This is a genomic window from Gemmata obscuriglobus (assembly GCF_008065095.1).
GTDB classification, from domain to species: domain Bacteria; phylum Planctomycetota; class Planctomycetia; order Gemmatales; family Gemmataceae; genus Gemmata; species Gemmata obscuriglobus.
In genome coordinates, this window is the sequence record NZ_CP042911.1 from 6,461,125 (window position 1) to 6,481,476 (window position 20,352).

A 20,352-nucleotide genomic window follows, 5' to 3' on the forward strand; every position below is an offset into this window, starting at 1 on the left:
GTCATAGGCATGGTTTTGAATCGAAGAGGTACGACACATCGGAGCGAGTGGGTCGTGTACATTGTCACCACTGGCTACGCGGAACCGCCCCTCTCACTCACATCTCAATCCCCGGTCGCGCTCGCGAGCGGCACCGGAAGCGACGAATAGCAAGTGAAGAGAGAACAGGGGTCGTAACGGCCGTAACAGGGCGTGGCGCGACCACACGCCATACGACAATAATACCCAGGCGGGGTGGAAAAGTCACCCCACCTGGGCATTTTTTTTGCATCCCACCAGGACCACCTAGTCGCTATCGACCAGGTGATCTTCGGAGCAAAATTAGCCAGCCGGCTTGATGGAGACCTTCGCACCGGTCTCTTCCAGCTTCTTCTTGACGTCTTCGGCGGTCTTCTTGTCCACACTTTCCTTGATCGACTTCGGCGCACCTTCGACCGTCGCCTTGGCTTCGCCGAGGCCCTGGCCGGTGATTTCGCGCACGACCTTGATCGTCTTCACCTTGTCGGTGAAGCTCTCCAGGATCACGTTAAACTCGGTCGCTTCAGCCGGCTTTTCGGCCGCAGCAACGGGACCCGTGGGAGCAGCGACCGCAACCGCGCCAGCGGCCGGCTCGATCTGATACTTATCCTTGAGGTAGGTCTTGAGTTCAACAGCCTGAACGAGGGTGAGGCCAGCGAGAGCGTCGCCGAGTTCTTGAACGGAAGCCATGACTTCGATCCTTTGGTGAATGCGCCGGGTGAAGCGATCCGGCTAGGTGCGTAATAGCTGGTCAGGTTAAAAGCCCGAGCCACACTCGGGCTCAAATAGACAATTAAAATCCCAACAGAGTTCAGCTAGCAGCAGCAGGGGCCGCAGCCCCTTCGCTCTGCTTCTCTTCGATCGCCTTAAGAATCCCGGCGAGCTCCGCACCCGGCGCCATGAGAGCACCGGCCAGAGCGGCCCCCGGCGCAAGGACGGCGGCGACAACCTCGCCAATCGCCTCTTGCTTGGTCGGCACCTTGGCGAGCTGCGCCAGGGTCATGATCTCGCCGTCAGCGATGCCGGTCTTTTCTTTGACCTTCTCAGGCACCTTCAAGTCCGGACGGAGCAGCTTGAGAGCAGCCTCCACTGCGGTCCCAAGAGCCTTCGCGCTGTCGGCACCCCAGCACAGAAGGGTCGGGCCGGAGCCCGTTTCCACCTTCATGCCGTTCTCGCTGAACACCTTCCGCACGAAGCTGTTCTTGACCATCTTCACTCGAACCTTCTTCTCACGAAGGCTCTTCCGAAGCGTATAGTCAGCCGCGGAGTCCAGCTTCAGCGGTTCCAGCAGAACGAAGTCCCGCACACCCTGAAAGGTCTTGCGGAGGCTGTTCAACTCCAGTTCTTTGATCTTCTTGCTCATTGGTGTCTCGTGTTTGGCGCCTTGTGCTCAGTGTTTTGCAACCGGAACTTGCTCGCCAGCACACAAGGGCGGCAAGCAAAGCGCCGGACACAAAACACGAAACACCAATTATTAGATCGACAACCGGATGCCCGGCGACATGGTGGCCGAGAGCACGACGCCGTTGATGAAGTTCCCCTTGACGCCCGAAGGCTTCACGGAGCGAATCTGCTCAACGAAGGTCGTAATGTTCTCAACGAGCTTCTGCTCGTCGAAGCTCAACTTGCCGACACCAGCGTGGATCTGACCCGTCTTGTCGGTGCGGTACTCGACCTTGCCGGCCTTGAACTCCCGCACGACCTGGGCGAGATCGCCGGTCGCGGGCACCACCGTACCGGCCTTCGGCGTGGGCATCAGGCCGCGCGGGCCGAGCACCTTACCGAGCCGGGACACCTGGCCCATCATGGCCTGCACCGCGAGCACCACGTCGAACTCGAGGAAGTTTTCTTTTTGAACCTTCTCAACGAGATCCGCCCCGCCAACGACATCTGCACCAGCGGCCTTCGCCTTGGCGACATCGTCACCCGAGCAGAACACCGCGACGCGAACACTCTTACCGATCCCGTGCGGAAGCGGAATTGCGCCACGAACCATCTGGTCCGACTGGGTCGGGTCGATGCCGAGGTTGATGTGCAACTCGACGGTTTCGTCGAACTTGGCCCGCTTTAACTTCTTCAGCTCAGCGACAGCCTGCTTGACCGGGATCGAGCCGGCGTCTTCGAGTTTCTTCTTGACGTTGTTCAGGTGGTTACGAAGCTTCTTGCCGCGGCGGGGACCCACGCCCGGCTTTTTGTTCTTCTTGGCCTGCGGCAACTCGGCCTCAACAACCTTCTTCTCAACCGCTTCGACCGCGGCGGGCGCCGGCGAGTCGGCGGGCGGAGTTGCAGGAGCAGCCAGCGCCACTTCAGCCCCCGCAACAGCGGGTTCGTTCTCGTTCGCCATAATCTCGTTTCTCTCGGTAGCGGGGGTCACAGCGGCGATCGCCACCGTTACAGCCCCTCCCGCCGCGTGCCCAAAAAGCTGCGGCGGTATGAGAAGATATCAATTACAACACCAAACGCGTGCCGACAAGAAGCCCGCACGCGTTTTTCAGCCACTTTTAACGGACCAAAAACGCACGGAACCTCAACCTTCAACCACGGTCAGCCCCATGCTCCGGGCCGTACCTTCGATGATCCGCATCGCGTGATCAACATCACGAGCGTTCAGGTCCGCTTGCTTCTGCGCGGCGATGTCCCGCACTTGCTTCTTGGTGACGCTGTGATTCTTGTACTTGCCCTGCTTCTTGGCGTCGGCGGGGATCACTTCCTTGCCGGCCTTCTTCGCGTGCGGAATCTTGGCCGCGAGCTTCAGCAGAATGGCCGCGGGCGGGCTCTTGATTTTGAACTCGAAGCTCTTGTCCGAGTAGACCGTGATCACGACCGGCAACATCAAGCCCTTCATCTCGGGCTTGTTGGTCTTGTCGTTGAACTGCTTCACGAACATGCCGATGTTCACGCCGTGCGCACCGAGCGCGGGACCGACCGGCGGGGCGGGCGTTGCCGACCCACCCGGGCACTGGAGCTTGACCTGCGCGGTTACCTGCTTCGCCATTACTGCACCTGAGCCGGATTGATCTTTTTCAAAACGTGTATCTTAGGCGGAGGCCACAGCATGGCCACAGAATTTACAGCACAACTGCCCCTCCCAGTAACACGACGGCTACCAAGAGGGGCAGTTGTGTTGGGAAACGCCGTGAGGCTCACGCCTTGGTCACCTGCCAGTATTCCAACTCAACATCAAGAGGCCGGCCCCAGAACGTCACGGTCACGATAACCTTGGGCGGGTCGGTGGGGTCCTTCGGCAGGATCACGTCTTTCACGTCACCTTCGGAGTCCTTGAACGACCCTTCCTTGATCCGGACGCGATCACCCTTCTCAAAGTCCACCTTGACCTTGGTCGGCCCCTTCTCCGGCCCGACCTTCTCGCCGAGCATCTGCTTCACTTCAGCATCGCTCATCGGCTCCGGCACCGGCGTATCGTTCGGGCGCGGACGGAGCTTCAGAAAATCGCCGACCCCGCTGGTTTCGCGAATGAGGTACAGGAGCCGGTCGTTGAACTCCAGCTCCGCGAAAATGTAGCCCTGAAACTTCTTGACCTTTCGCTCGACCTTTCGCTCGACCGTATTATACTCGCCTGTTTTCTTATCTTTGACCTTGACCGCTTTCTTCTCGATCACCTTTTCGACCGGCACCATGATCTGGCCGAACACGTCTTCCAAACCTTCGATCGCGATCTTGCGCAGAATGGCAGCCTTGATCGTGTCCTCACGACCACTCTGCACCTTAATCGCATACCACTTCTTTTTGTTCTCGGGCACCTCTTCGGCGGAGTCAACATCCCCTTCCGAATGCGGAGGAACCTCGCCTTCCACATCCTCAGACACGGCGGCACGATCTTCGCTGACTACAGCCCCTGCAGACTCGCCGGCTACGATCTCAGCCGCTTCCTCACTCACGTGAGAGCCGTCCGGCACGGGCAGAGATTCGGCAGCCGCGACCTCCGCGTCACCCGACCCATCGGCAGTCAAATCCGGGCTGGACGCCGCGGCGGGCGACTCATTTACAGCAGCATCGGCGGCGACATTGTCACTCATGTTGCTTCGGCCTTCCGGCCGCCTCGCAGGAACCCGCGTCACCACTTCGCTTCTTGAACCTGCGCGCCCTTATCGGCGTTCGTCGCCCGCGCCGGGAGCACCCCGACCGTTTGCCGACTCAACAGCCAGCCCCAGAACAGGTCGACCGCGAGCAGAAACACGGTCATCAGCAAGGTCGTAACCAGCACCACGACGGTGTCCTGCGCGAGCCTCTTGCGAGTGGACCAGGACACCTTGTTCATCTCCGCCTCGGTGGCGATGAGGAACTCGGCGAAGTCCGGCACATTAACCGCACGCAGCGACACCCAAAGCGTCACGGCAACGAGCAGGGCAAGCACGACCACCTTCGCACCGATCGTCAGCAGGAAGCCGTGCATCAGCGGCACCGAACGCCAACCGAACGGCAAGGTCAATTCAAGCTGCTCACCAACCAGTCCGTTCGTGAACATCGACCACGCACCGGACACGCCGATAATGAGCACCCCGAGTATGGTGAGGCGCCGAACCTTCACCCCGAGCGACCGCTTATACTGGTGCGTCGTGAACCACCCCTGTTCTTCGAGCATCACCATCCACTTCGCTCCGGTCACGCCGGCAAGAAACCGAACGGCACCGAACGCGAGAGCCAGGGCAACCACGCCAGCGACCGCCATTCCGGGCGGCCCTTCAATATTCATCGCAAACGCGCGGGCCACGAAGAAGATGGCAATCACAGCCGAAATGACGAGAAAAATGCCGGCGTGCGTGCCCTTTGGAGGGTTGCCGGCAATTTTGAATCCGACCCAACTGAGCCCGATCAGCGCCGCCACCTCGGCAGTAAACCAAAGCAGGTAATCTGCCGGCCGACTGCCGATCGACGGCGAGACACTTTGTGACCAGAACAGTGGGATCACATAAAGCACGATAGCCAGCACGGCGACGACATAGATCGCCCCGAGCAAGCTTGCGACGGGCAGACTCAACGACTGACCCGGAGTGCTGGGTGCGGAACTGGTTTCAACGGCAGTCGCCATGCTCCGTCCTCTCCATCCCTGTCGTGACCGCAACCGCCGACCCGGCGCCTGGGGCGCATCTTCGGCGCGTCAATAAGCGGCGTGAAGTAAACGAGTTGCGGCACAACTGCCGCATTGAGCCAACCGGCCGCCGAGAAGGGATTTATTTCCCCTTCTCGGCGGCCGGTTGAAACTCGACGACTGCTTCAGTGCCGCACTAGCTTGGCAAGCGACGGCACCCACTCGGCCGCTAACGGCCAACCGATCCGCGACAGCACGAGCGGAGGGATTTGAACCCCCAACCGACGGTTTTGGAAACCGTTGCTCTACCGTTGAGCTACGCTCGTAGCTCAGGGATCGGAAATCAGGCGTCAATAGTCAGTGGACGCACACCTCAACAACTCTCGCCCACCACCTACTTACCGACTCTGATCCCCACCCCTGGCAACAATCACGCAATAATCTTGGTCACAACGCCCGAGCCAACCGTCTTGCCGCCTTCGCGGATGGCGAAGCGGAGGCCCTCATCCATCGCGACCGGCATCCCATCCATCAACTCGACGGTAATCTTCACGTTGTCGCCAGGCATACACATTTCAACATCCGCCGGCAGCGTGATCGAGCCGGTCACGTCCGTGGTGCGGAAGTAGAACTGCGGCTTGTACCCCTTGAAGAACGGGGTATGACGCCCACCCTCTTCCTTCGAGAGCACATAAATGTTGGCTTCAAACTTGGTGTGCGGGGTAATGCTACCGGGCTTCGCGAGCACCTGACCGCGCTCGATGCCATCGCGCTCGATACCACGAAGGAGCGCCCCAACGTTGTCGCCGGCGATAGCCCGATCCAGCGTCTTCTGGAACATTTCGATGCCGGTAAGCACCGTCTTGACACTGTCCTTGCGGAGGCCGATGATCTCGACTTCATCACCAACCTTGGCGGTGCCGCGCTCAACGCGCCCCGTCGCCACGGTACCGCGACCCTTGATCGAGAACACGTCTTCGATCGACATCAGGAACGGCTTATCCTCTTCACGCTGCGGGAGCGGCACGTAAGTGTCGAGCGCAAACATGAGAGCATCAATCGACTTCGGCCCGTCAAGGCTGTCGTTGCCCGGGTTTTCGAGCGCTTCTTTCGAGCGACCGAAGATGATGGGGATATCATCACCCTTGAAGTCGTACTTGCTGAGCAGGTCGCGAAGCTCCATCACGACGAGCGGGATAAGCTCGGGATCCGCCTTGTCGCACTTGTTCAGGTAAACGACGATATTCGGCACACCGACCTGCTTGGCGAGCAGGATGTGCTCGCGAGTCTGCGGCATCGGACCGTCATCGGCGGCGACCACCAGGATGGCGGAGTCCATCTGGGCCGCGCCGGTGATCATGTTCTTGATATAGTCAGCATGACCGGGGCAGTCGATGTGAGCGTAGTGACGCCCCTTGATCGGCTGCGAGAAGTCGATCTTCTCGAGCGCCGGGTAGTCGAGCAGATCCTTGTAAGGCAGGTCACCCGGCCCGCTGTACGTGCGATCGTTCGACTCGTACTCAACGTGCGAAACCGCGATCGTCACGGTCTTGTTGGCGTCGCGGACGATGCCGCCCTTGGCAATTTCCGCGTAGGTCTTGAACTCTTTCAGCTTGTTGAGGTGCGCGTTGCGGGCCATGATAGCCGCAGTAGTCGTCGTTTTACCGTGGTCAATGTGACCGATCGTACCGACGTTGACGTGCGGCTTGGTGCGCTCAAATGTCCCCTTAGCCATCGCTCCTCACTCCTCAACGGTAACGTAGGTGCTTGCCTGAGTCCCAAACGGCTCCAGCGGCTGGCCGCCCCGCGTCGAAGCGACTCGCCCGCCCCAACCCTGCCGATTTTACCAACCCTTCTGCGTCAGCGGCCGCCCACAAAAGTGGGCGGCCGCTGACGCAGCCGTCCGAAAGAGCTGCTGATGGGACTTGAACCCATGACCTCCTCCTTACCAAGGAGGTGCTCTACCAACTGAGCTACAGCAGCGATACACAGATACAGGGTAAAAGGTTCGGCGAAAAAGTGAAGGGGGCAGACAGCTTAGACAACAATTTCTGAAGTCTCTTCCTTCCTCGACAACTTACTAACACGGCAGCACTTCGGCAACACAACCTCGAACCCAGAGCGGGCGATGGGATTTGAACCCACGACATCTTGCTTGGAAGGCAAGAGCTCTACCGCTGAGCTACACCCGCGAATCGCGGCCCATTCGCCCGCCGAGAGTCGCCACAACCTCCAACGCCGCCACGCGCACGTCACAACAACACCTAACCAGTGGGTAGGGAGGGATTCGAACCCCCGAACTCCGAAGAGGCCAGATTTACAGTCTGGTGCAATTGACCGCTCTGCCACCTACCCGTGAATTTTGCCCCCGTTCCTAGCTCCAGCACACCTCGACACCCTGATTGTATGAACCGTTCGCTAAACGGAAAGCTCGCGGAGGGAGTTGAACCCACGACCAGCGGTTTACAAAACCGCTGCTCTACCACTGAGCTACGCGAGCACTTTCCTCTCACCTCCGAGACTACGGGCGGTTGGCCGCGTCCGCAACTTTCGTTTTTTTAACGCTCGGTCGTTTGGAAACAGCCGGGCAGATCGTTACCACTCTTCAGCCGGTCTACCACAACTGCCGTTCGCGGCGGCCGTCATGTCTAAGAGCGATTCTAAGGCGCCCGGGTTCGCCAGCAAGACTCAGAAACCGCAGAAGCCGTACCCGCAATTTCCACTCTTCCCGCACACCATCAGCCGCTGGGCGAAGAAAATCCATGGCAAGCTGTACTATTTCGGCCCATGGGACGACCTTGACGGAGCGCTCCAGAAGCACGCCCTGCACTCCGGTCGGAAGCCGCGCGAACTGTCAGCGGGTGTCACCGTCAAGGACGTGTGCAGCACGTACCTGAACCACCAGAAACCCGAACGCGACCGCAGCGATCTCTCGCCGCGCACGTGGAGCAACTACTGCCCTGTCGAAGCTAAATTTTCGGGTTGCCGAAGTGACAGTCATAGGGAGTTCCTGCAAAGTGGGGCGTTTCCGGCCCGAAAATATAGCGTAGACAGAGCACTACCACGACACGGCCGAACTCATCGTCACGCGATTCGGTAAGAGCCGTATCATCGCGGACCTGCGGCCCGACGACTTCTCTGACCTGCGAAAGCACCTGGCCCGGAACTGGGGACCAGTCCGCGTGCGCAACTTCATCCAGCAGGTCCGCAGCGTGTTCAAGCGAGCGCTCGGCACCGAGCGGTTCGCCACTCCAATGCGATTCGGCCCCAGCTTCGACCGGCCTACGAATGAAGATGCTCCGACCGAGGCCGGGTGCGCGGCGTGGACCGAGGGCTTCACTCGGCACACCACGTTGGCTACCCGATCGACGCACGGGGAGAACAGGCGTTCGCGCTCGTGCCGGCCCCCGGCGACGCGCACGAACAGGTCTTCCAGGTGCGCCGGGTCGAGCGCGTACTCGAACGCGTCCGAGCCGCGACCGCCATCGGTCGGTGAGCGATAAACCGCTCCAGGACCGCACCCAGCAACATCCGTGCCCCCATTCAGGCGCAACCAAACATCTATCATCAGTAAACTATTGCTGGTCGTGCATGCACGAGTGTTCAACGGCACAGAGTACGTCGAGCGCTGTGACGCCGAGCACCGCGGCGGTCGAGGCGAGAATCTTTGTGCGGTCGGCGGATGTGGCTTCGACGTATCCAGCGGCGAGAGTGGCGAGGTCAATTACGTCTCCGCCCACCCGGCTCCAGAGCCAGAACGCGGGGCGCTTGTTAGTCAAGATGCCCAAGCCACTCATCATTTCGCGCAACCCGTACGCGCGCAGTAAGGCGGGAGAGCGGACACCGGTCGCTCGGGCCATCGTACCGGGCGCCAAGGCTTCAGCCAGTCCGAGCCCCAGGCTGAATAGGCCGAGAGCGGTAGCCAGCGGATGAAACGTCGAGCCAGCGGCGCCGGCGGGGAGGTGTGTTTTGACCGTCCGCGCCGGCAAAGGCTGAGTTACGGCTGTCATGGTTTAAACGCTCTCATACGATTGGCACACAAATCGACGCCTCGTGTTGTCAGTGCAAGGGTAATGCCCGGCTACCCACCCGAGCCGTGTTTGCTGACTTCTCTGACGCCATCGTGGGGCCTGACGCGTGTAACATCACGTCTTCCCCAGATCGCATGTCACAGCCCACAAGAGGGGATGATCGGAACAGCATGTCCCACGCACTCGCATAAGCACATTCGTCCTGCCGCGACCCGTAAACGGCTTGACGGTCTCGCACCTGATACCACACCCACGCCGGTGACGGTACACCTTGCGGCCGCGTGACAGGAGTTTCCTCAAAACTCGACCAAAGGATTCGTTGACGTGCGCCGGCCGCACCTTCGGCTCCGAGGTTGCTACTGAGGTCCGTTGGTTGAACCGGGTCGTTGCTGTTCGAAAGGAACAACCATGACAGCTCGTGAGCAAGGGACGCTGGCGTCTGCCGTCGGTGCGTTACTCGTCGTGGCTGGCGCGGCGTTGGTGTGGTACGGCCTCAGCCGCCGTCGTGACGCGGCAGGGGTAGGACGGCGAGCGGCTCACTTGGCGCGCTACGGAGCCGGTGTGAGCACTGGCATTTACGACCACGTTGCGCAGGCCGCCAAAGAGGAACGGCACCCGGCCGGGACGCTCATTGAAGACGTTGTGGAGGAAGCATCAGATGATTCTTTTCCCTGCAGCGACCCGCCCTCTTGGACGGCCCGCTGACAAGGTTCGACCGCGAGCCGGCTTCGCTGCCGATGTGGACCGTAGCTCTTTGCACGCCCTAAACCCCTCTGTGGGAAAATTGAAACGTGCACCGCATTATGTGTGCAGTTACCGGCCCGGGCGGCCTGGGTGCTGGGTCTGGCACCATGCTTGCGGCTCGAGTCCCGTCCCACCTTACACCGCAGGTCCGCGTAATGGCCACGCACTCAGAAATGCAATCCGGGGCAAACGTGTTCCGCGTGCCGCTGTCGATCGTGAATGCATACTTGATCGGCCCTCCGCTCGCTACCGACCGCGGGTGGGTGCTGGTCGACGCCGGCCTCTCGATCTCACGGGCGGCAATCGTCGCGGCGGCGGCGGCGGCCTTCGGCCCGCGCTCTCGGCCGGCGGCAATCGTGCTCACTCATGGACACTTCGACCATGTCGGCTCGGTCAAAGCCCTCGCAGAGCTCTGGGACGCGCCAGTGTACGCACACCCGCTGGAGCTGCCGTACCTCACCGGCCGGTCCGATTACCCGCCCCCGGACCCCGCTGTGGGCGGTGGTGCGATGGCGTTCGTGTCACCACTGTATTCGCGACGCGGGATCGATCTGAGTTCGCGGGTCCGCCCCCTACCTGACAACGGGGCGGTGCCGCACCTGCCCGACTGGCAGTGGGTCCATACCCCGGGACACACGCCGGGGCACGTGTCGCTGTTCCGAGCCGAAGATCGGACGCTGGTTGCCGGCGACGCGTTCGTCACCACCAAACAGGAGTCACTTCTCGCCGCCCTACTCAAGCCAGAAGCCGTGCACGGTCCGCCCGCGTACTTCACCACCGACTGGGAAACCGCTAAGGCGTCGGTGCGGGCCCTCGCCTCGCTGCAGCCAGAAGTTGCTGCGACCGGGCACGGCGTACCGATGCGGGGGCGCGAGCTGCGTGAGCAGTTGGACCGACTCGCACGCGACTTCGACCGGCTCGCGGTGCCCGTCGATGGGCGGTACGTGCGGCGCGCGGCAGTCGCAGACATCCGGGGCGTGCGTTACGTGCCGCCCCCGGTATTCCCGCCGGCCGCGGTTCTGCTTGCGGTCGGTGCTGGTGCGGTGGTCGGAGCACTAACATCAGGCAGGGACTGATCACCTTACTCGGTTAGCAGGTTCGTCAGAAACCGACACCATCGTGCGTCTCGCTCACATCGCCCAACCACAGATATCGACCCGCATACTTCCTATGGGCCGGTGTAGATTCTGCGCGCGACGAACATCCGCACAGGCATCAGCCGCCGCACCAGAACGACCACGGCACGAAGTGCGCGGCTCCCACGAATAACGCACTCCGTTACCCGGGCCGAGCCGGCGACGGCAATGGCAATGGCCCCCATCCGACGCCACCCCGGCAGAGACTTTTTTGAGGGACACGCGCACCTGCGCCTCCTTCCGCCACACGCCCACGTCTTGATGCGCCCGGCCGCCTCGGCAACGGTGTGCGGCGGGCGCTCGCGGAACTCGGCCTCCAAGGCCACCCAATGCGCCTCCGGCGCGCCGACGGGCTTGGCCCAATGGAACACCTTCAGACCGGCAAGCCCGTGCCGGCGGAAGATGGCGACGAATCGGGCAACCGTGGCCTTCGTGGCGCCCGCCAGTTGACCGCTACGGGCCTAGGTCTCGCCTTGGCTGATGAGCCACAGTACCTCCATCCGCTGCTGCACGCGTGGATCGGGATGCGCGTAACGCTCCGCGCCGAGAGCTTCGAGAGGGGCGGGCGTGAACGTTAGGGTGGCGGGGCGGGACATCGGCAAATCCTCACAGGTTTCCATTCCACCACAGCGGCTTCGGAACGGGCACGGAATAACTTCCCGACTTCATGGTGGGTCTGGAAGTGCGGTGTAGTTCCACTTGGGTAGGACCGGATCGAAGACGATCTTCATCGCCTTCTTGAACCCGGTCACGCACTTCCGGCCGGTCGCGTACGCCTTGTTCAACCGCCCGACGAAGATCCGCAACCCGGTCGTCGTCTCGGACTTCGCCATGTAATGGCGAACCGCCTCCACGGTGTGGAACACCACCCGCGACAGGCCCGGCTCACGTGCGGGAACAGCCGGTGTTCGATCGGGTTGTACTTCGAGCAGTACGGCGGGTCGTGGGCCACCCGAATCTCCAGCCCGGTCGCTTCGCCTACTCCTGAAGGTCTTCCTGGAGCAGGTACTGGGGCGCATTATTGCTGCCCCGGCCGTTGCACAACACCAACGCCTTCTTCGCCTCCGGATACCGAGTGCGGCCGTGCTGCTCCCACCACGCCGCGAGGCCGCCGCACGCCAACGCGCTGGTGTCATGGCTCGTGTTCACATGCACGAACCCCTCGTTGCGCCCCCACGTCGTACAGGCGTGCGGGACACCTTGCCCCCGCCCTGACTCGGGAACTCGTGGTCGTTGGTGGTGATCGTCTTCCGCGTGCCGCTCACACCATCGCGGTAGAAGCCCCCCAGCAACTCCTTTTTCTTTGTGTCGATGCTCAACACCGGCAGGCCCGCCGCAAGGTACGGGCCCTTCAACCGGGCGATGGTCTCGAACGGGGCGTTGCGGTCCAGGTGCCGGCCCATCGTCTTCCTCTTCAACGCCTTGCGTTGGCGGTACCCGTGCCGGCGCAACAACGGGCCGACGGTCCGGCGGCTGACCGACGCCCCCAGCGCCTTCATCCGCCGCGCGATCTGTCTGCGGGACAGGCTGGTCCACCTCACGTCCGAGTTCATGGGGCCATCGACCGTGTGGCCCCAGAGTACCTCCGCGAACGGTCCCGACACGCCCGGCTTGGGGTCGATCAACTGCTTGCGTCCGCCCCCTTTTCCGCACCCGCGGGGTGTCGAGTTCGTCTTCGGCTTCCAGTTCACCAATCCCCTGGCGAATCGTCTTGAGATCGCAGCCCAGCAACGTGGCGATGTACTCGGTTCCGCCGTGCCCGAGTTTGGTGGCCTCGATCGCCGCGTATCGGCGTCGGTCGTTCTCGCGGAGAGAGAGCGGTACAACCGCTTCATCATTCGCTTCACGGCGGCTGGGTACGGACTCGTGGCGCACTCCGCTCGGTCCCGGAACTGGAGGGAGCGTAACCGAAGACTACAATTCCGGGAAGTTACTCCGTGCCCGTTTCTAATCGCGGCCCGCCGGAGTCAACGATGCGCGGCGGTCAGCAGGTAGCCGACCAGTTCATCCAGTTGCGCGGCGCCACACCCTGCCCGGCACGCGTCCTCGACGGAACCGGCCGCGGCGGAGATGTGCGGCAAACCGTACATGCCGGCCGACCCACGTAATTGGTGGGCAAGTTCGGATACTCGAAGCATGTTCCCCTCGCGGAGCGCCTCGCCGATCGCGCGTACCTTCTCAGGCAGCGCCCGGCAGTAATCAGCGGTCAACTGGGCCAGACCCGACGGAACGGCCTCCCCATAACCCACAGAAGGCGGCACATCGAACCAAGTCGGGGAGCAACTCATCCCCCAACGATCCGGCGAGAGGTAAGTTCTTACGACCTGGAGCAGCTTGTCCGGATTTACTGGCTTGCTCAGATATGTGTCGCAACCGGCCGACAGGCATTTCTCTTCATCACACGACTGCGCGTGTGCGGCGAGTGCCACGACCGCCCCTGAGTACCCGCGCCGGCGCAATGCGCGAGCCGCCGCGTACCCGCCCGGCTCGCGCATCTGCATATCCATCAGGATCACGTCGAACGCACCACCGGACGCCAGTTCCAGTGCAGTGCGGCCGTTCTCAACCGCTTCCACTTCCAACCCAGCACGCTCTAAAATGTGCCGCAGCACTGATTGCGTCTCCGTCGCGTCCGCGGCCAGTAGTACCCGTCCGGCAAGCCGCTCCGCCGGATCCTGCGGGATCGAACCGGGGCGCGACTGTTCCGCAAGGCCGGCTGGGTCTGGGGACTCGCTCATCTCGACCTCGCGCAGGGACATCGTGGGATCACCGCCGGGTCGGTGCGCCCCTGAGGCCGCTCACAAGTTGCTCCGGTGAGCCGCCCCACGTGCGTACCCAGCGATCGCTGTGAATCTGGCTTTGAGCCACCAATCGCCGCCCGCGCCTGCGGCGCAATTCCCGCGGTGTCGCAAGCCGTGTCCGCCGACCCGCGTGGGGCGCTCCGGACCGGAAGTGACAGGCGCACTCACAAGCGCTCTGCGCCAGCCAGAAAGATGCGGTCGAACTGGTCGGCGATCGAACCGAACGCGTACACCAGCACAGGGTCGAACTGCCCCGGGGACTCGGCTACGATGACCCGCACCGCGCGGGGGTGGCTCAGCGCCGGCCGGTACGGCCGGCGGCACCGCAACGCGTCATACACGGACACCAACGCCACGAGCCGCGCGGCCAGTGGGATCTGTTCGCCGCGCAGCCCGTCCGGATATCCGGTACCGTCCCAGCGCTCGTGGTGCCCCTTCGCAATGTCGGCCGCCACCGCCACCCCCACGGCTTCCGGGTGCGCCGCGGCCAACCGGGCAAGCAGGTGACCGCCGACGGTCGGGTGCGCTTGCACCGCCAGCCGCTCGGTCTCGTCCAGCCGCCCCCGTTTGGACAGCGTGTCCGGCGGGACCGACAGCATGCCAACGTCGTGGGCCGGTGCGGCCTTGGCCAGCAGGTCCACGAACACCGGGTGCGACAGCCGCACGTACGCGCCCGTGTGCGGAACTGCCGCGGCAAGGGCACGGACGTACTGAGGGATCCGAGCGTGGTACCCGCGGTCCACCGCGCCGACCTCTTCGGCCAACCGGCACGCCCCTTGCGCCAACAGGGCGACGGCCGTGGACGCCGTCGCATCGGGCGCCACATCGGCGGGGGGCCGGCTCCCGGTGCCGCTGCCGTGGTGCCGCCCGAGTTCGCCGCGGCGGGCCAGCAGCCCCCGCACGCGAGAGAGGAACTCGGGCGGGGTGAACGGTTTGCGGATGAAGTCGTCCGCGCCGCCCAGAAGCAACCCGCCGAGCGACTCGGTGGGCACCCGGCCCGACATGTACAGGATCATCGGGACCGGCGGGGCCGCGACCTGCTGCACCCGGGCAATGAACTTGGAGCCGTCCAGCCGCGGCATCTCTTGATCGACCACCAGGAGATCGAACCGCCCACCTTCGACCCGCCCCAGCCCGTCCCGCCCGTCGGCCGCCTCCACGCACTCGTACCCGTCGCCCAGCAGCGCGCGCACGTACGCGCGCACGTCGGGGTCGTCGTCGATCACCAGCACCCGGGGGCGCGGCGGGCCGGCCGCGCCGGCCCGCGCCGGCGGCCGGTAACTGACGAACGGCAGCAGCGCCGCCGCCGCCGCCGCCGCCGAAGGGAACCGCCGCCCGGGGTCCGGGTCCATGAGCTTGGCCACCAGCGCGTCCAACTCGGCCGGCAGTTCGGGGCGGTGCTCGCGCACCCGCGGCACGGTCCCGTGCAGCCGCCGCGCCACCATCGCCATGAGGTCCCCGCCGGCGGGAAACGGGTCGCGCCCGGTGAGGGCCAGGAACAGCGAGGCGCCCAGCCCGAACACGTCGGCCCGGCCGTCGACCCGACTCGGGTGTTCGACCTGTTCCGGGGCCATGTACCCGACCGACCCGATCAGCACCCCCGGCTCGGTCAGCTCCTGGGCCGAGTGCCGCGCGAGCCCGAAGTCGAGCACCTTGGCCTTCCAGTCCGGGGTGACCAGGATGTTGGGCGGTTTGATGTCCCGGTGCACCAGCCCGTGCCGGTGCGCCTCGGCCAGCGCCTCGGCGACCTGGCGGAGCAGGTCCGCCGCCCGGTGCACCGGGAGCGGGCCGCCGCCGGCCACGGTGGCCTGCAGGTCGGCCCCCGGCACTAGGTCCATCACGTAGTACTCGCGGGCGGGGCCGCCCGGGCGCAGCGGCCCCTCGCGCCCGGCGTCCAGGCAGCTCACGATGTTCGGGTGCTGCAGCCGGGCCACGGCCCGGGCCTCCAGGAAGAAGCGGCTGCTGAGCCGGGCGTCACCCGCGTGCCGCTCGGTCAACACTTTGAGCGCCACCGGGCGCCGCAGGTGCCGGTGCTCGGCCCGGTACACCAGCCCCATGCCCCCGCGCCCCAGAGGCTCTAACAGGCGGTAGTGCCCCAGCAGCAGCGAGGCGCTGTCGCCGGCGCGCACCGCGTCCGCCTGGAACCGGGTCAGCAGGTGCCGCCCCATCAGCGCCGTCAGTGCGGCGTTCGTGTCCGCTTGGGCGGCGAGTTCGGCCCGCACCTCGGCGGGCAACTCGTCCCACTCCTCGCGGAGCAGAACGCCGCTGCTCAACAAATCCAGCACCGGCGTGGGCTGGGGTCCCCCCGGCGGCGCCCGGCGCGCGTCCGCCGGGCCGGACCGGGTCCCGTTGCGCAACTGGTTCACCCCACGGACCTCCGCGCCCCGCCGCTTCGTGCGCCGGGGCTGTGCTATAGAGAAATCGGGACGCACGCTGAACTCTAGTGCGCGTCCGAACCGGCTCCGACCGCGCCAGCCGGAACACAGCATTTCGCGCGGCGGCCGGAATCATCAGCCGGGGCGCGAAATACGGTGAGCCCGCAAATTCGGCCCGAACCGCTCGATAAGCGGAGTGAGCGTCTGGAACCCTCCGGACGCATTGCCGAGCGGAGAGCGACGAATGGCCGGTGCATCCCCGGTTCGCGTGACCGACGACGAGCGCCCGGGGTGGGCCCGGCTGGTGCTCGCCGGCCGGGTGACCGTCACCGACGCACACCCGCTGCACGCCGCGGCCCGCGAAATACTCGCCCGCGGCGCCAACGTGGCGGTGCGGTGCGAGGGGGTCGAGCACCTCGACACGGCCGCGATCCAAGTGCTACTGTCCCTGAGCCGCGAGGTCCGTCGGGCGGGCCGGCAGTTGGTCGTCGGCGGCGTCCCCGGCCCCATCGCGGAGTACTTACGGCTGGCCGGACTGGCCGGACAGCCCGCCGCCTGACCGGCCCTTTCCCGAGAATCCGGGACCGAGGAACGATGAACAAGACCATCCTGATCGTGGACGACTCCCCCACCATGCGGCAGATGGTGGGCGACACGCTTCGCGGCGCCGGGTACGCGGTGCTCGAAGGGGTCAACGGGTCCGACGCGCTCGCGAAGGTCGCGGGGCGCACGGTGCACCTGGTCATCACCGACTTCAACATGCCGGTGATGGGCGGGCTGGTGCTGATCGAGCGGCTCCGCGCCAAACCCGAGTTCCGGTTCACCCCGATCCTGGTGCTGACCACCGAGTCCGAAACGTCGCGCAAGGAACAGGGGAAGGCCGCGGGCGCGACCGGCTGGGTGACCAAGCCGTTCGACCCGGCGCGGCTGGTCCAGGTGGTTAAGCGGTTAATGCCCTGACACGAACGGCGGACGCCATGCAACTCGATCCCGAGCGCTACCTGCGCACCTTTTTCGACGAGGCCGTCGAGCACATCAGCGCCCTTGAGGGGGCGCTGCTGCGGCTCGAATCCGGGCCGCACGACCCCGCGGCGGTGGACGCCGCGTTCCGGGCCGCCCACTCGGTCAAGGGCGGCGCGGACGCGGTCGGGCTCCCGCACATCGCCAAGTTCACTCACGGGCTCGAGGGGTTCCTGGAGCGGTTCCGGGGCGGGGGCAAGATCCCCCGCCGGGTGCTGGACCTGTTGCTCGAGGCGACCGACACGCTCGGCCGGCTGGTGTCGGCCGCCCGCGCCGCCGAGGCGCCCCCCCCGGGCGTCGACGAGCTGCTCGCGCGGCTCACCACCGACGCCGGCGGGTCGATGGTCTCCAAGTCGTGGTGGGCCGCCCCGCAGGCGCTGGGCGCGCTCCAGTCGCAGGCCGGCGCCCCCAAACCGGCTCCGACCTCTGGGTCGCAGGCCGGGAGCCCCAAACCGGCCGCTCCGGCGCCGGCCGCTCCGCCGCCGGCCGCGGCCCCCGAACCGACCACCTACACGGTGACCGTCGTCCCGCACCCCGAGGCGCTGCGGTCCGGCCTGGACCCCCTCGGGCTGCTGCGCGAGGTCGGCGCCCTGGGGACCGTCGAGCGGGTCGAGGTGCACACGAAGGGGCTGCCCGCGCTCGCCGACCTGGACCCCGAGCGGTGCTACCTCTCGTGGACCCTCCGGCTCAGCACCGCGCAGCCCGCGGACGCGATCCGCGACGTGTTCGCGTTCGCTCCGGCCCTGGTAAAGGCGACCGTGCAGGTCGGTGCCACCGACCCGTCGCCAGCCGACTCGGCCGCGCCGCCCCAGGCGCCGCCCGCTCCGCCGCCGCCGAAGGCCCCGCCCGCGGCCCCCAAGACCCCGGCCGCCACCTGGGTCGCATCGTTCGAGCGCAAGCTGCCGATTCCGGACCCGATCCGGTTCGCCACCTTCCTCGTGGACCGGGGGACCGTTACCGCACCGCAAGCGCTCACCGCGCTCGCCCGACAGCACGAGGCGCGCCCGACCCTCGGGCGCGTCGCGGTCGAGGCCGGGCTGGTGACCGTCGAGAACCTCACGGGGCTGCTCGCCCACATGGGGCCGGACGAAGGGTTCGGGAGCGCCGCGGTGCGGCTCGGGTACCTGTCCGAGAACGACCTGGGGCGGCTCGTGCTCGCGCAAGAGCGGCAGGCCCCGCCGATCGGGGAGTGCCTGGTCGAAACCGGGGCCCTGACCCCCGACCAGTTGAGCACCGAGACGCTCCAGTTCTGCGCCAAGGCGGCGACCGCGCCGCACCCCGCCTCCAGCTATTGCGACCTCCCCCCGCCGCCTGTGGAGATGCCCCGCGCCCCCGGGCAGTCGCTGCTGCTCGAGAACGGCCCGATGATCGGTGACTTCTGCCAGGAGGCGTCCGAGCACCTGGAAACGGCCGACAGGAACCTGCTGGTCATCGACGGCGACCCCACCAACGCGAACGCCCTGAACGCGGTGTACCGCGGGTTCCACACCATCAAGGGCGTGTCCAGCATGCTCGGGCTGGCCGCGGTGCAGATGGTGGCCCACGAGGCCGAGAACCTGCTCAACCTGGCCCGCGACGGCAAAGTGCGGCTCCAGGGCAAGCCGATGGACCTGGTGTTCGCCAGCACCGACGCGCTGAAGCGCCAGGTGCAGTTCATCCGCGCCTGGAGCACCGAAGGCGGGCGGCTCGCAGAGGACCCGGCCCTCCCGGCGCTGGTCGCGGAGCTGCGCGTCGCGGCCAGTGGCGCGACCGAAGCCCCGCCCCGGGCCGCACCCAAGTCCGTCGCCCCGCCGGCCCCCGTTGCTGCGGCCGCGCCGGCACCGGCGGCCGAGCACGTCCCGGCCCCGGCCCCCAAGGCGGAGAAGGCCGAGCACGCCCCGGCCCCGGCACCGGCACCGAAGGCGGAAAAGGCCGAACCTGCCGCCGAGGGCGCCGGCCTGCGTCGCATCCCCGAGAAGGAAACGGTGCGGGTCGACAAGGACCGGCTCGACAAGCTCATCAACACCATCGGCGAGCTGGTCATCGCGCAGTCCATGGCCCAGCAGGAGTTCGACGAGATGTCCAACGGCTCGGGCGTGGGCTCGCTGGCCCTGCCCGAACTGGCGAAGATCTCGCGGGACCTGCAGGAGCTGAGCCTGTCCCTGCGAATGGTGCCGCTCCAGGGCACGTTCCAAAAGATGGCCCGGCTGGTGCGGGACCTGTCCCGCAAGATGAACAAGCCGGTGGAGCTGGAACTCCACGGGGAGGAAACCGAACTCGACAAGACGGTGGTGGACCAGCTCGGCGACCCGCTCATGCACATGGTCCGCAACGCCGTCGACCACGGGCTCGAAGACCCCGACGAGCGGACCACGGTGGGCAAGACGCGGGAGGGGCACGTCGAGCTCCGCGCGTACCACCAGGGCGGCAGCGTGTTCATCGAGCTGACCGACGACGGCAAGGGGCTGGACCGTGAGCGGATCCTGAAGAAAGCGGTCGAGAAGGCGATTATTGCCGAAGGCCAGCGGCTCACGGACCCCGAGATCTACGCGCTCATCTTCGAGCCCGGGTTCTCGACCGCCAAGGCCGTCACCGACGTGTCCGGCCGCGGGGTCGGGATGGACGTGGTGCGGCGGAACGTGGAGGCGCTGCAGGGCAACATCCTGATCCGCACCCAGGCCGGCAAGGGCACCACGTTCACCATCCGGCTGCCGCTCACGCTGGCCATCATGGACGGGCTGATGGTCGCGCTCGGGGACGACGTGTACGTGCTGCCGCTGCTGTCGGTGGTCGAGTCGTTCCGCCCGCACCCCGCGGACCTGCGCCGGGTCGCGGGCCACGGCGAGGCGGTGACGGTCCGCGGCGAGGTGGTGCCGCTCCTGCGGCTGCACCAGCTGTTCGGCCGCTCCGCGCGGGTCGAGGACCCGGGCCGGGGGCTGGTGGTGCTGGTCGAGGACCAGGGCAAAAAGCACGCGATCCTGGTGGACGAGCTGCTGGGCCAGATGCAGGCGGTGGTGAAGAGCCTGGACGCCAACTACCGCCGGGTGGAAGGGCTCGCCGGGGCCACGATCCTCGGCGACGGCCGGGTGGCGATGATCCTCGACATCCACGGGCTGGCCCAGTTGCACGCCCAGGGCGGCGGGGCCCTGGAACCGATGTTGGCCCCGGCCGCGGTGTGACCGGCGGCGCACACGCACC

14 protein-coding genes, 5 tRNA genes and 2 pseudogenes are annotated in these 20,352 nt (G+C 65.5%); 5 read left to right on the plus strand and 16 right to left on the minus strand.

The genetic code is table 11. The features are described 5' to 3' along the window. Positions 1 to 321: 321 nt before the first annotated feature. The 12 genes from rplL to GobsT_RS27075 form a co-directional block, all read right to left on the minus strand. Entirely contained in the window at positions 322 to 708 is a 387-nt protein-coding gene (gene rplL, locus GobsT_RS27020; RefSeq protein WP_010040260.1) for a 50S ribosomal protein L7/L12, read from the minus strand. A 121-nt stretch (positions 709 to 829) separates the two neighbouring features. Next, a complete protein-coding gene (rplJ, locus tag GobsT_RS27025) occupies positions 830 to 1,381 on the minus strand; it encodes a 50S ribosomal protein L10 (protein ID WP_010040254.1) in 552 nt (183 codons plus the stop codon). Between the two features lie 111 nt (positions 1,382 to 1,492). Beyond that, entirely contained in the window at positions 1,493 to 2,362 is an 870-nt protein-coding gene (gene rplA, locus GobsT_RS27030; protein WP_010040252.1) for a 50S ribosomal protein L1, read from the minus strand. A gap of 183 nt (positions 2,363 to 2,545) precedes the next feature. Further along, positions 2,546 to 3,013: a 50S ribosomal protein L11 gene (rplK, locus tag GobsT_RS27035; protein WP_010040250.1), complete on the minus strand. Its 468-nt coding sequence runs from the start codon at positions 3,011 to 3,013 to the stop codon at positions 2,546 to 2,548. Between the two features lie 148 nt (positions 3,014 to 3,161). After that, a complete protein-coding gene (nusG, locus tag GobsT_RS27040) occupies positions 3,162 to 4,055 on the minus strand; it encodes a transcription termination/antitermination protein NusG (RefSeq protein WP_081471640.1) in 894 nt (297 codons plus the stop codon). 38 nt (positions 4,056 to 4,093) lie between these two features. Further along, a complete protein-coding gene (gene secE, locus GobsT_RS39005) occupies positions 4,094 to 5,068 on the minus strand; it encodes a preprotein translocase subunit SecE (protein WP_081471639.1) in 975 nt (324 codons plus the stop codon). A gap of 254 nt (positions 5,069 to 5,322) precedes the next feature. Continuing rightward, positions 5,323 to 5,394, minus strand: a tRNA-Trp gene (locus GobsT_RS27050). Between the two features lie 104 nt (positions 5,395 to 5,498). After that, on the minus strand, positions 5,499 to 6,803 hold the full coding sequence (gene tuf / locus GobsT_RS27055) for an elongation factor Tu (protein ID WP_010040244.1): 1,305 nt from the start codon (positions 6,801 to 6,803) through the stop codon (positions 5,499 to 5,501). 175 nt (positions 6,804 to 6,978) lie between these two features. After that, a tRNA-Thr gene (locus GobsT_RS27060) sits at positions 6,979 to 7,051 on the minus strand. A gap of 137 nt (positions 7,052 to 7,188) precedes the next feature. After that, positions 7,189 to 7,260: transfer RNA gene (locus GobsT_RS27065), tRNA-Gly, on the minus strand. A gap of 80 nt (positions 7,261 to 7,340) precedes the next feature. Next, a tRNA-Tyr gene (locus tag GobsT_RS27070) sits at positions 7,341 to 7,423 on the minus strand. A 73-nt stretch (positions 7,424 to 7,496) separates the two neighbouring features. Beyond that, positions 7,497 to 7,568, minus strand: a tRNA-Thr gene (locus GobsT_RS27075). A gap of 822 nt (positions 7,569 to 8,390) precedes the next feature. Here GobsT_RS27075 and GobsT_RS38195 point away from each other — a divergent pair. Together GobsT_RS38195 and GobsT_RS27080 are read left to right on the plus strand one after the other, a co-directional pair. After that, on the plus strand, positions 8,391 to 8,564 hold the full coding sequence (locus GobsT_RS38195) for a hypothetical protein (RefSeq protein ID WP_157506964.1): 174 nt from the start codon (positions 8,391 to 8,393) through the stop codon (positions 8,562 to 8,564). Positions 8,565 to 9,998: 1,434 nt separating this feature from the next. After that, complete coding sequence (locus GobsT_RS27080; protein WP_109570855.1) at positions 9,999 to 10,919, plus strand: MBL fold metallo-hydrolase; 921 nt, start codon at positions 9,999 to 10,001, stop codon at positions 10,917 to 10,919. A 725-nt stretch (positions 10,920 to 11,644) separates the two neighbouring features. On the opposite strand, the pseudogene GobsT_RS40615 reads toward GobsT_RS27080, so the two are convergent. The 4 genes and pseudogenes from GobsT_RS40615 to GobsT_RS27100 all read right to left on the minus strand — a co-directional run bounded on the left by GobsT_RS40615 (position 11,645) and on the right by GobsT_RS27100 (position 16,146). Then, positions 11,645 to 11,931: pseudogene (locus tag GobsT_RS40615) on the minus strand (ISAzo13-like element transposase-related protein). 26 nt (positions 11,932 to 11,957) lie between these two features. Further along, positions 11,958 to 12,817 (minus strand): annotated as a pseudogene (locus GobsT_RS40625) (ISAzo13-like element transposase-related protein). 129 nt (positions 12,818 to 12,946) lie between these two features. Further along, positions 12,947 to 13,738 carry a response regulator gene (locus GobsT_RS27095; protein ID WP_010047420.1) on the minus strand — a complete coding sequence of 264 codons (792 nt, stop codon included), beginning with the start codon at positions 13,736 to 13,738 and terminating at the stop codon, positions 12,947 to 12,949. 206 nt (positions 13,739 to 13,944) lie between these two features. Continuing rightward, positions 13,945 to 16,146 (minus strand): protein kinase domain-containing protein, encoded by a 2,202-nt coding sequence (locus tag GobsT_RS27100; protein WP_010047417.1) that lies wholly within the window; start codon positions 16,144 to 16,146, stop codon positions 13,945 to 13,947. Between the two features lie 253 nt (positions 16,147 to 16,399). Between GobsT_RS27100 and GobsT_RS27105 the strand changes: the two genes are divergently transcribed. From GobsT_RS27105 to GobsT_RS27115, 3 genes are read left to right on the plus strand one after another with little or no spacing between them, the layout of a single operon-like run. Next, positions 16,400 to 16,714, plus strand: coding sequence for an STAS domain-containing protein (locus GobsT_RS27105; protein WP_010047415.1), 315 nt, complete (start codon positions 16,400 to 16,402; stop codon positions 16,712 to 16,714). Positions 16,715 to 16,749: 35 nt separating this feature from the next. Continuing rightward, a complete protein-coding gene (locus GobsT_RS27110) occupies positions 16,750 to 17,115 on the plus strand; it encodes a response regulator (RefSeq protein ID WP_010047413.1) in 366 nt (121 codons plus the stop codon). A 17-nt stretch (positions 17,116 to 17,132) separates the two neighbouring features. After that, the gene (locus tag GobsT_RS27115) at positions 17,133 to 20,333 is read left to right on the plus strand and encodes a chemotaxis protein CheA (protein WP_109570851.1); all 3,201 of its coding nucleotides are present in this window, start codon (positions 17,133 to 17,135) and stop codon (positions 20,331 to 20,333) included. Positions 20,334 to 20,352: the final 19 nt, after the last annotated feature.

What these genes read in the sequence shown, in the direction of transcription:
- GobsT_RS27080 (WP_109570855.1), top strand. Translation starts at nt 9,999, where the DNA reads ATGGCCACGCACTCAGAAATGCAATCCGGGGCAAACGTGTTCCGCGTG.
- GobsT_RS27110 (WP_010047413.1), top strand. Translation starts at nt 16,750, where the DNA reads ATGAACAAGACCATCCTGATCGTGGACGACTCCCCCACCATGCGGCAG.
- tuf (WP_010040244.1), bottom strand. Translation starts at nt 6,803, where the DNA reads ATGGCTAAGGGGACATTTGAGCGCACCAAGCCGCACGTCAACGTCGGT.
- GobsT_RS27105 (WP_010047415.1), top strand. Translation starts at nt 16,400, where the DNA reads ATGGCCGGTGCATCCCCGGTTCGCGTGACCGACGACGAGCGCCCGGGG.
- secE (WP_081471639.1), bottom strand. Translation starts at nt 5,068, where the DNA reads ATGGCGACTGCCGTTGAAACCAGTTCCGCACCCAGCACTCCGGGTCAG.
- rplA (WP_010040252.1), bottom strand. Translation starts at nt 2,362, where the DNA reads ATGGCGAACGAGAACGAACCCGCTGTTGCGGGGGCTGAAGTGGCGCTG.
- GobsT_RS27095 (WP_010047420.1), bottom strand. Translation starts at nt 13,738, where the DNA reads ATGTCCCTGCGCGAGGTCGAGATGAGCGAGTCCCCAGACCCAGCCGGC.
- rplJ (WP_010040254.1), bottom strand. Translation starts at nt 1,381, where the DNA reads ATGAGCAAGAAGATCAAAGAACTGGAGTTGAACAGCCTCCGCAAGACC.
- GobsT_RS27115 (WP_109570851.1), top strand. Translation starts at nt 17,133, where the DNA reads ATGCAACTCGATCCCGAGCGCTACCTGCGCACCTTTTTCGACGAGGCC.
- nusG (WP_081471640.1), bottom strand. Translation starts at nt 4,055, where the DNA reads ATGAGTGACAATGTCGCCGCCGATGCTGCTGTAAATGAGTCGCCCGCC.
- rplL (WP_010040260.1), bottom strand. Translation starts at nt 708, where the DNA reads ATGGCTTCCGTTCAAGAACTCGGCGACGCTCTCGCTGGCCTCACCCTC.
- rplK (WP_010040250.1), bottom strand. Translation starts at nt 3,013, where the DNA reads ATGGCGAAGCAGGTAACCGCGCAGGTCAAGCTCCAGTGCCCGGGTGGG.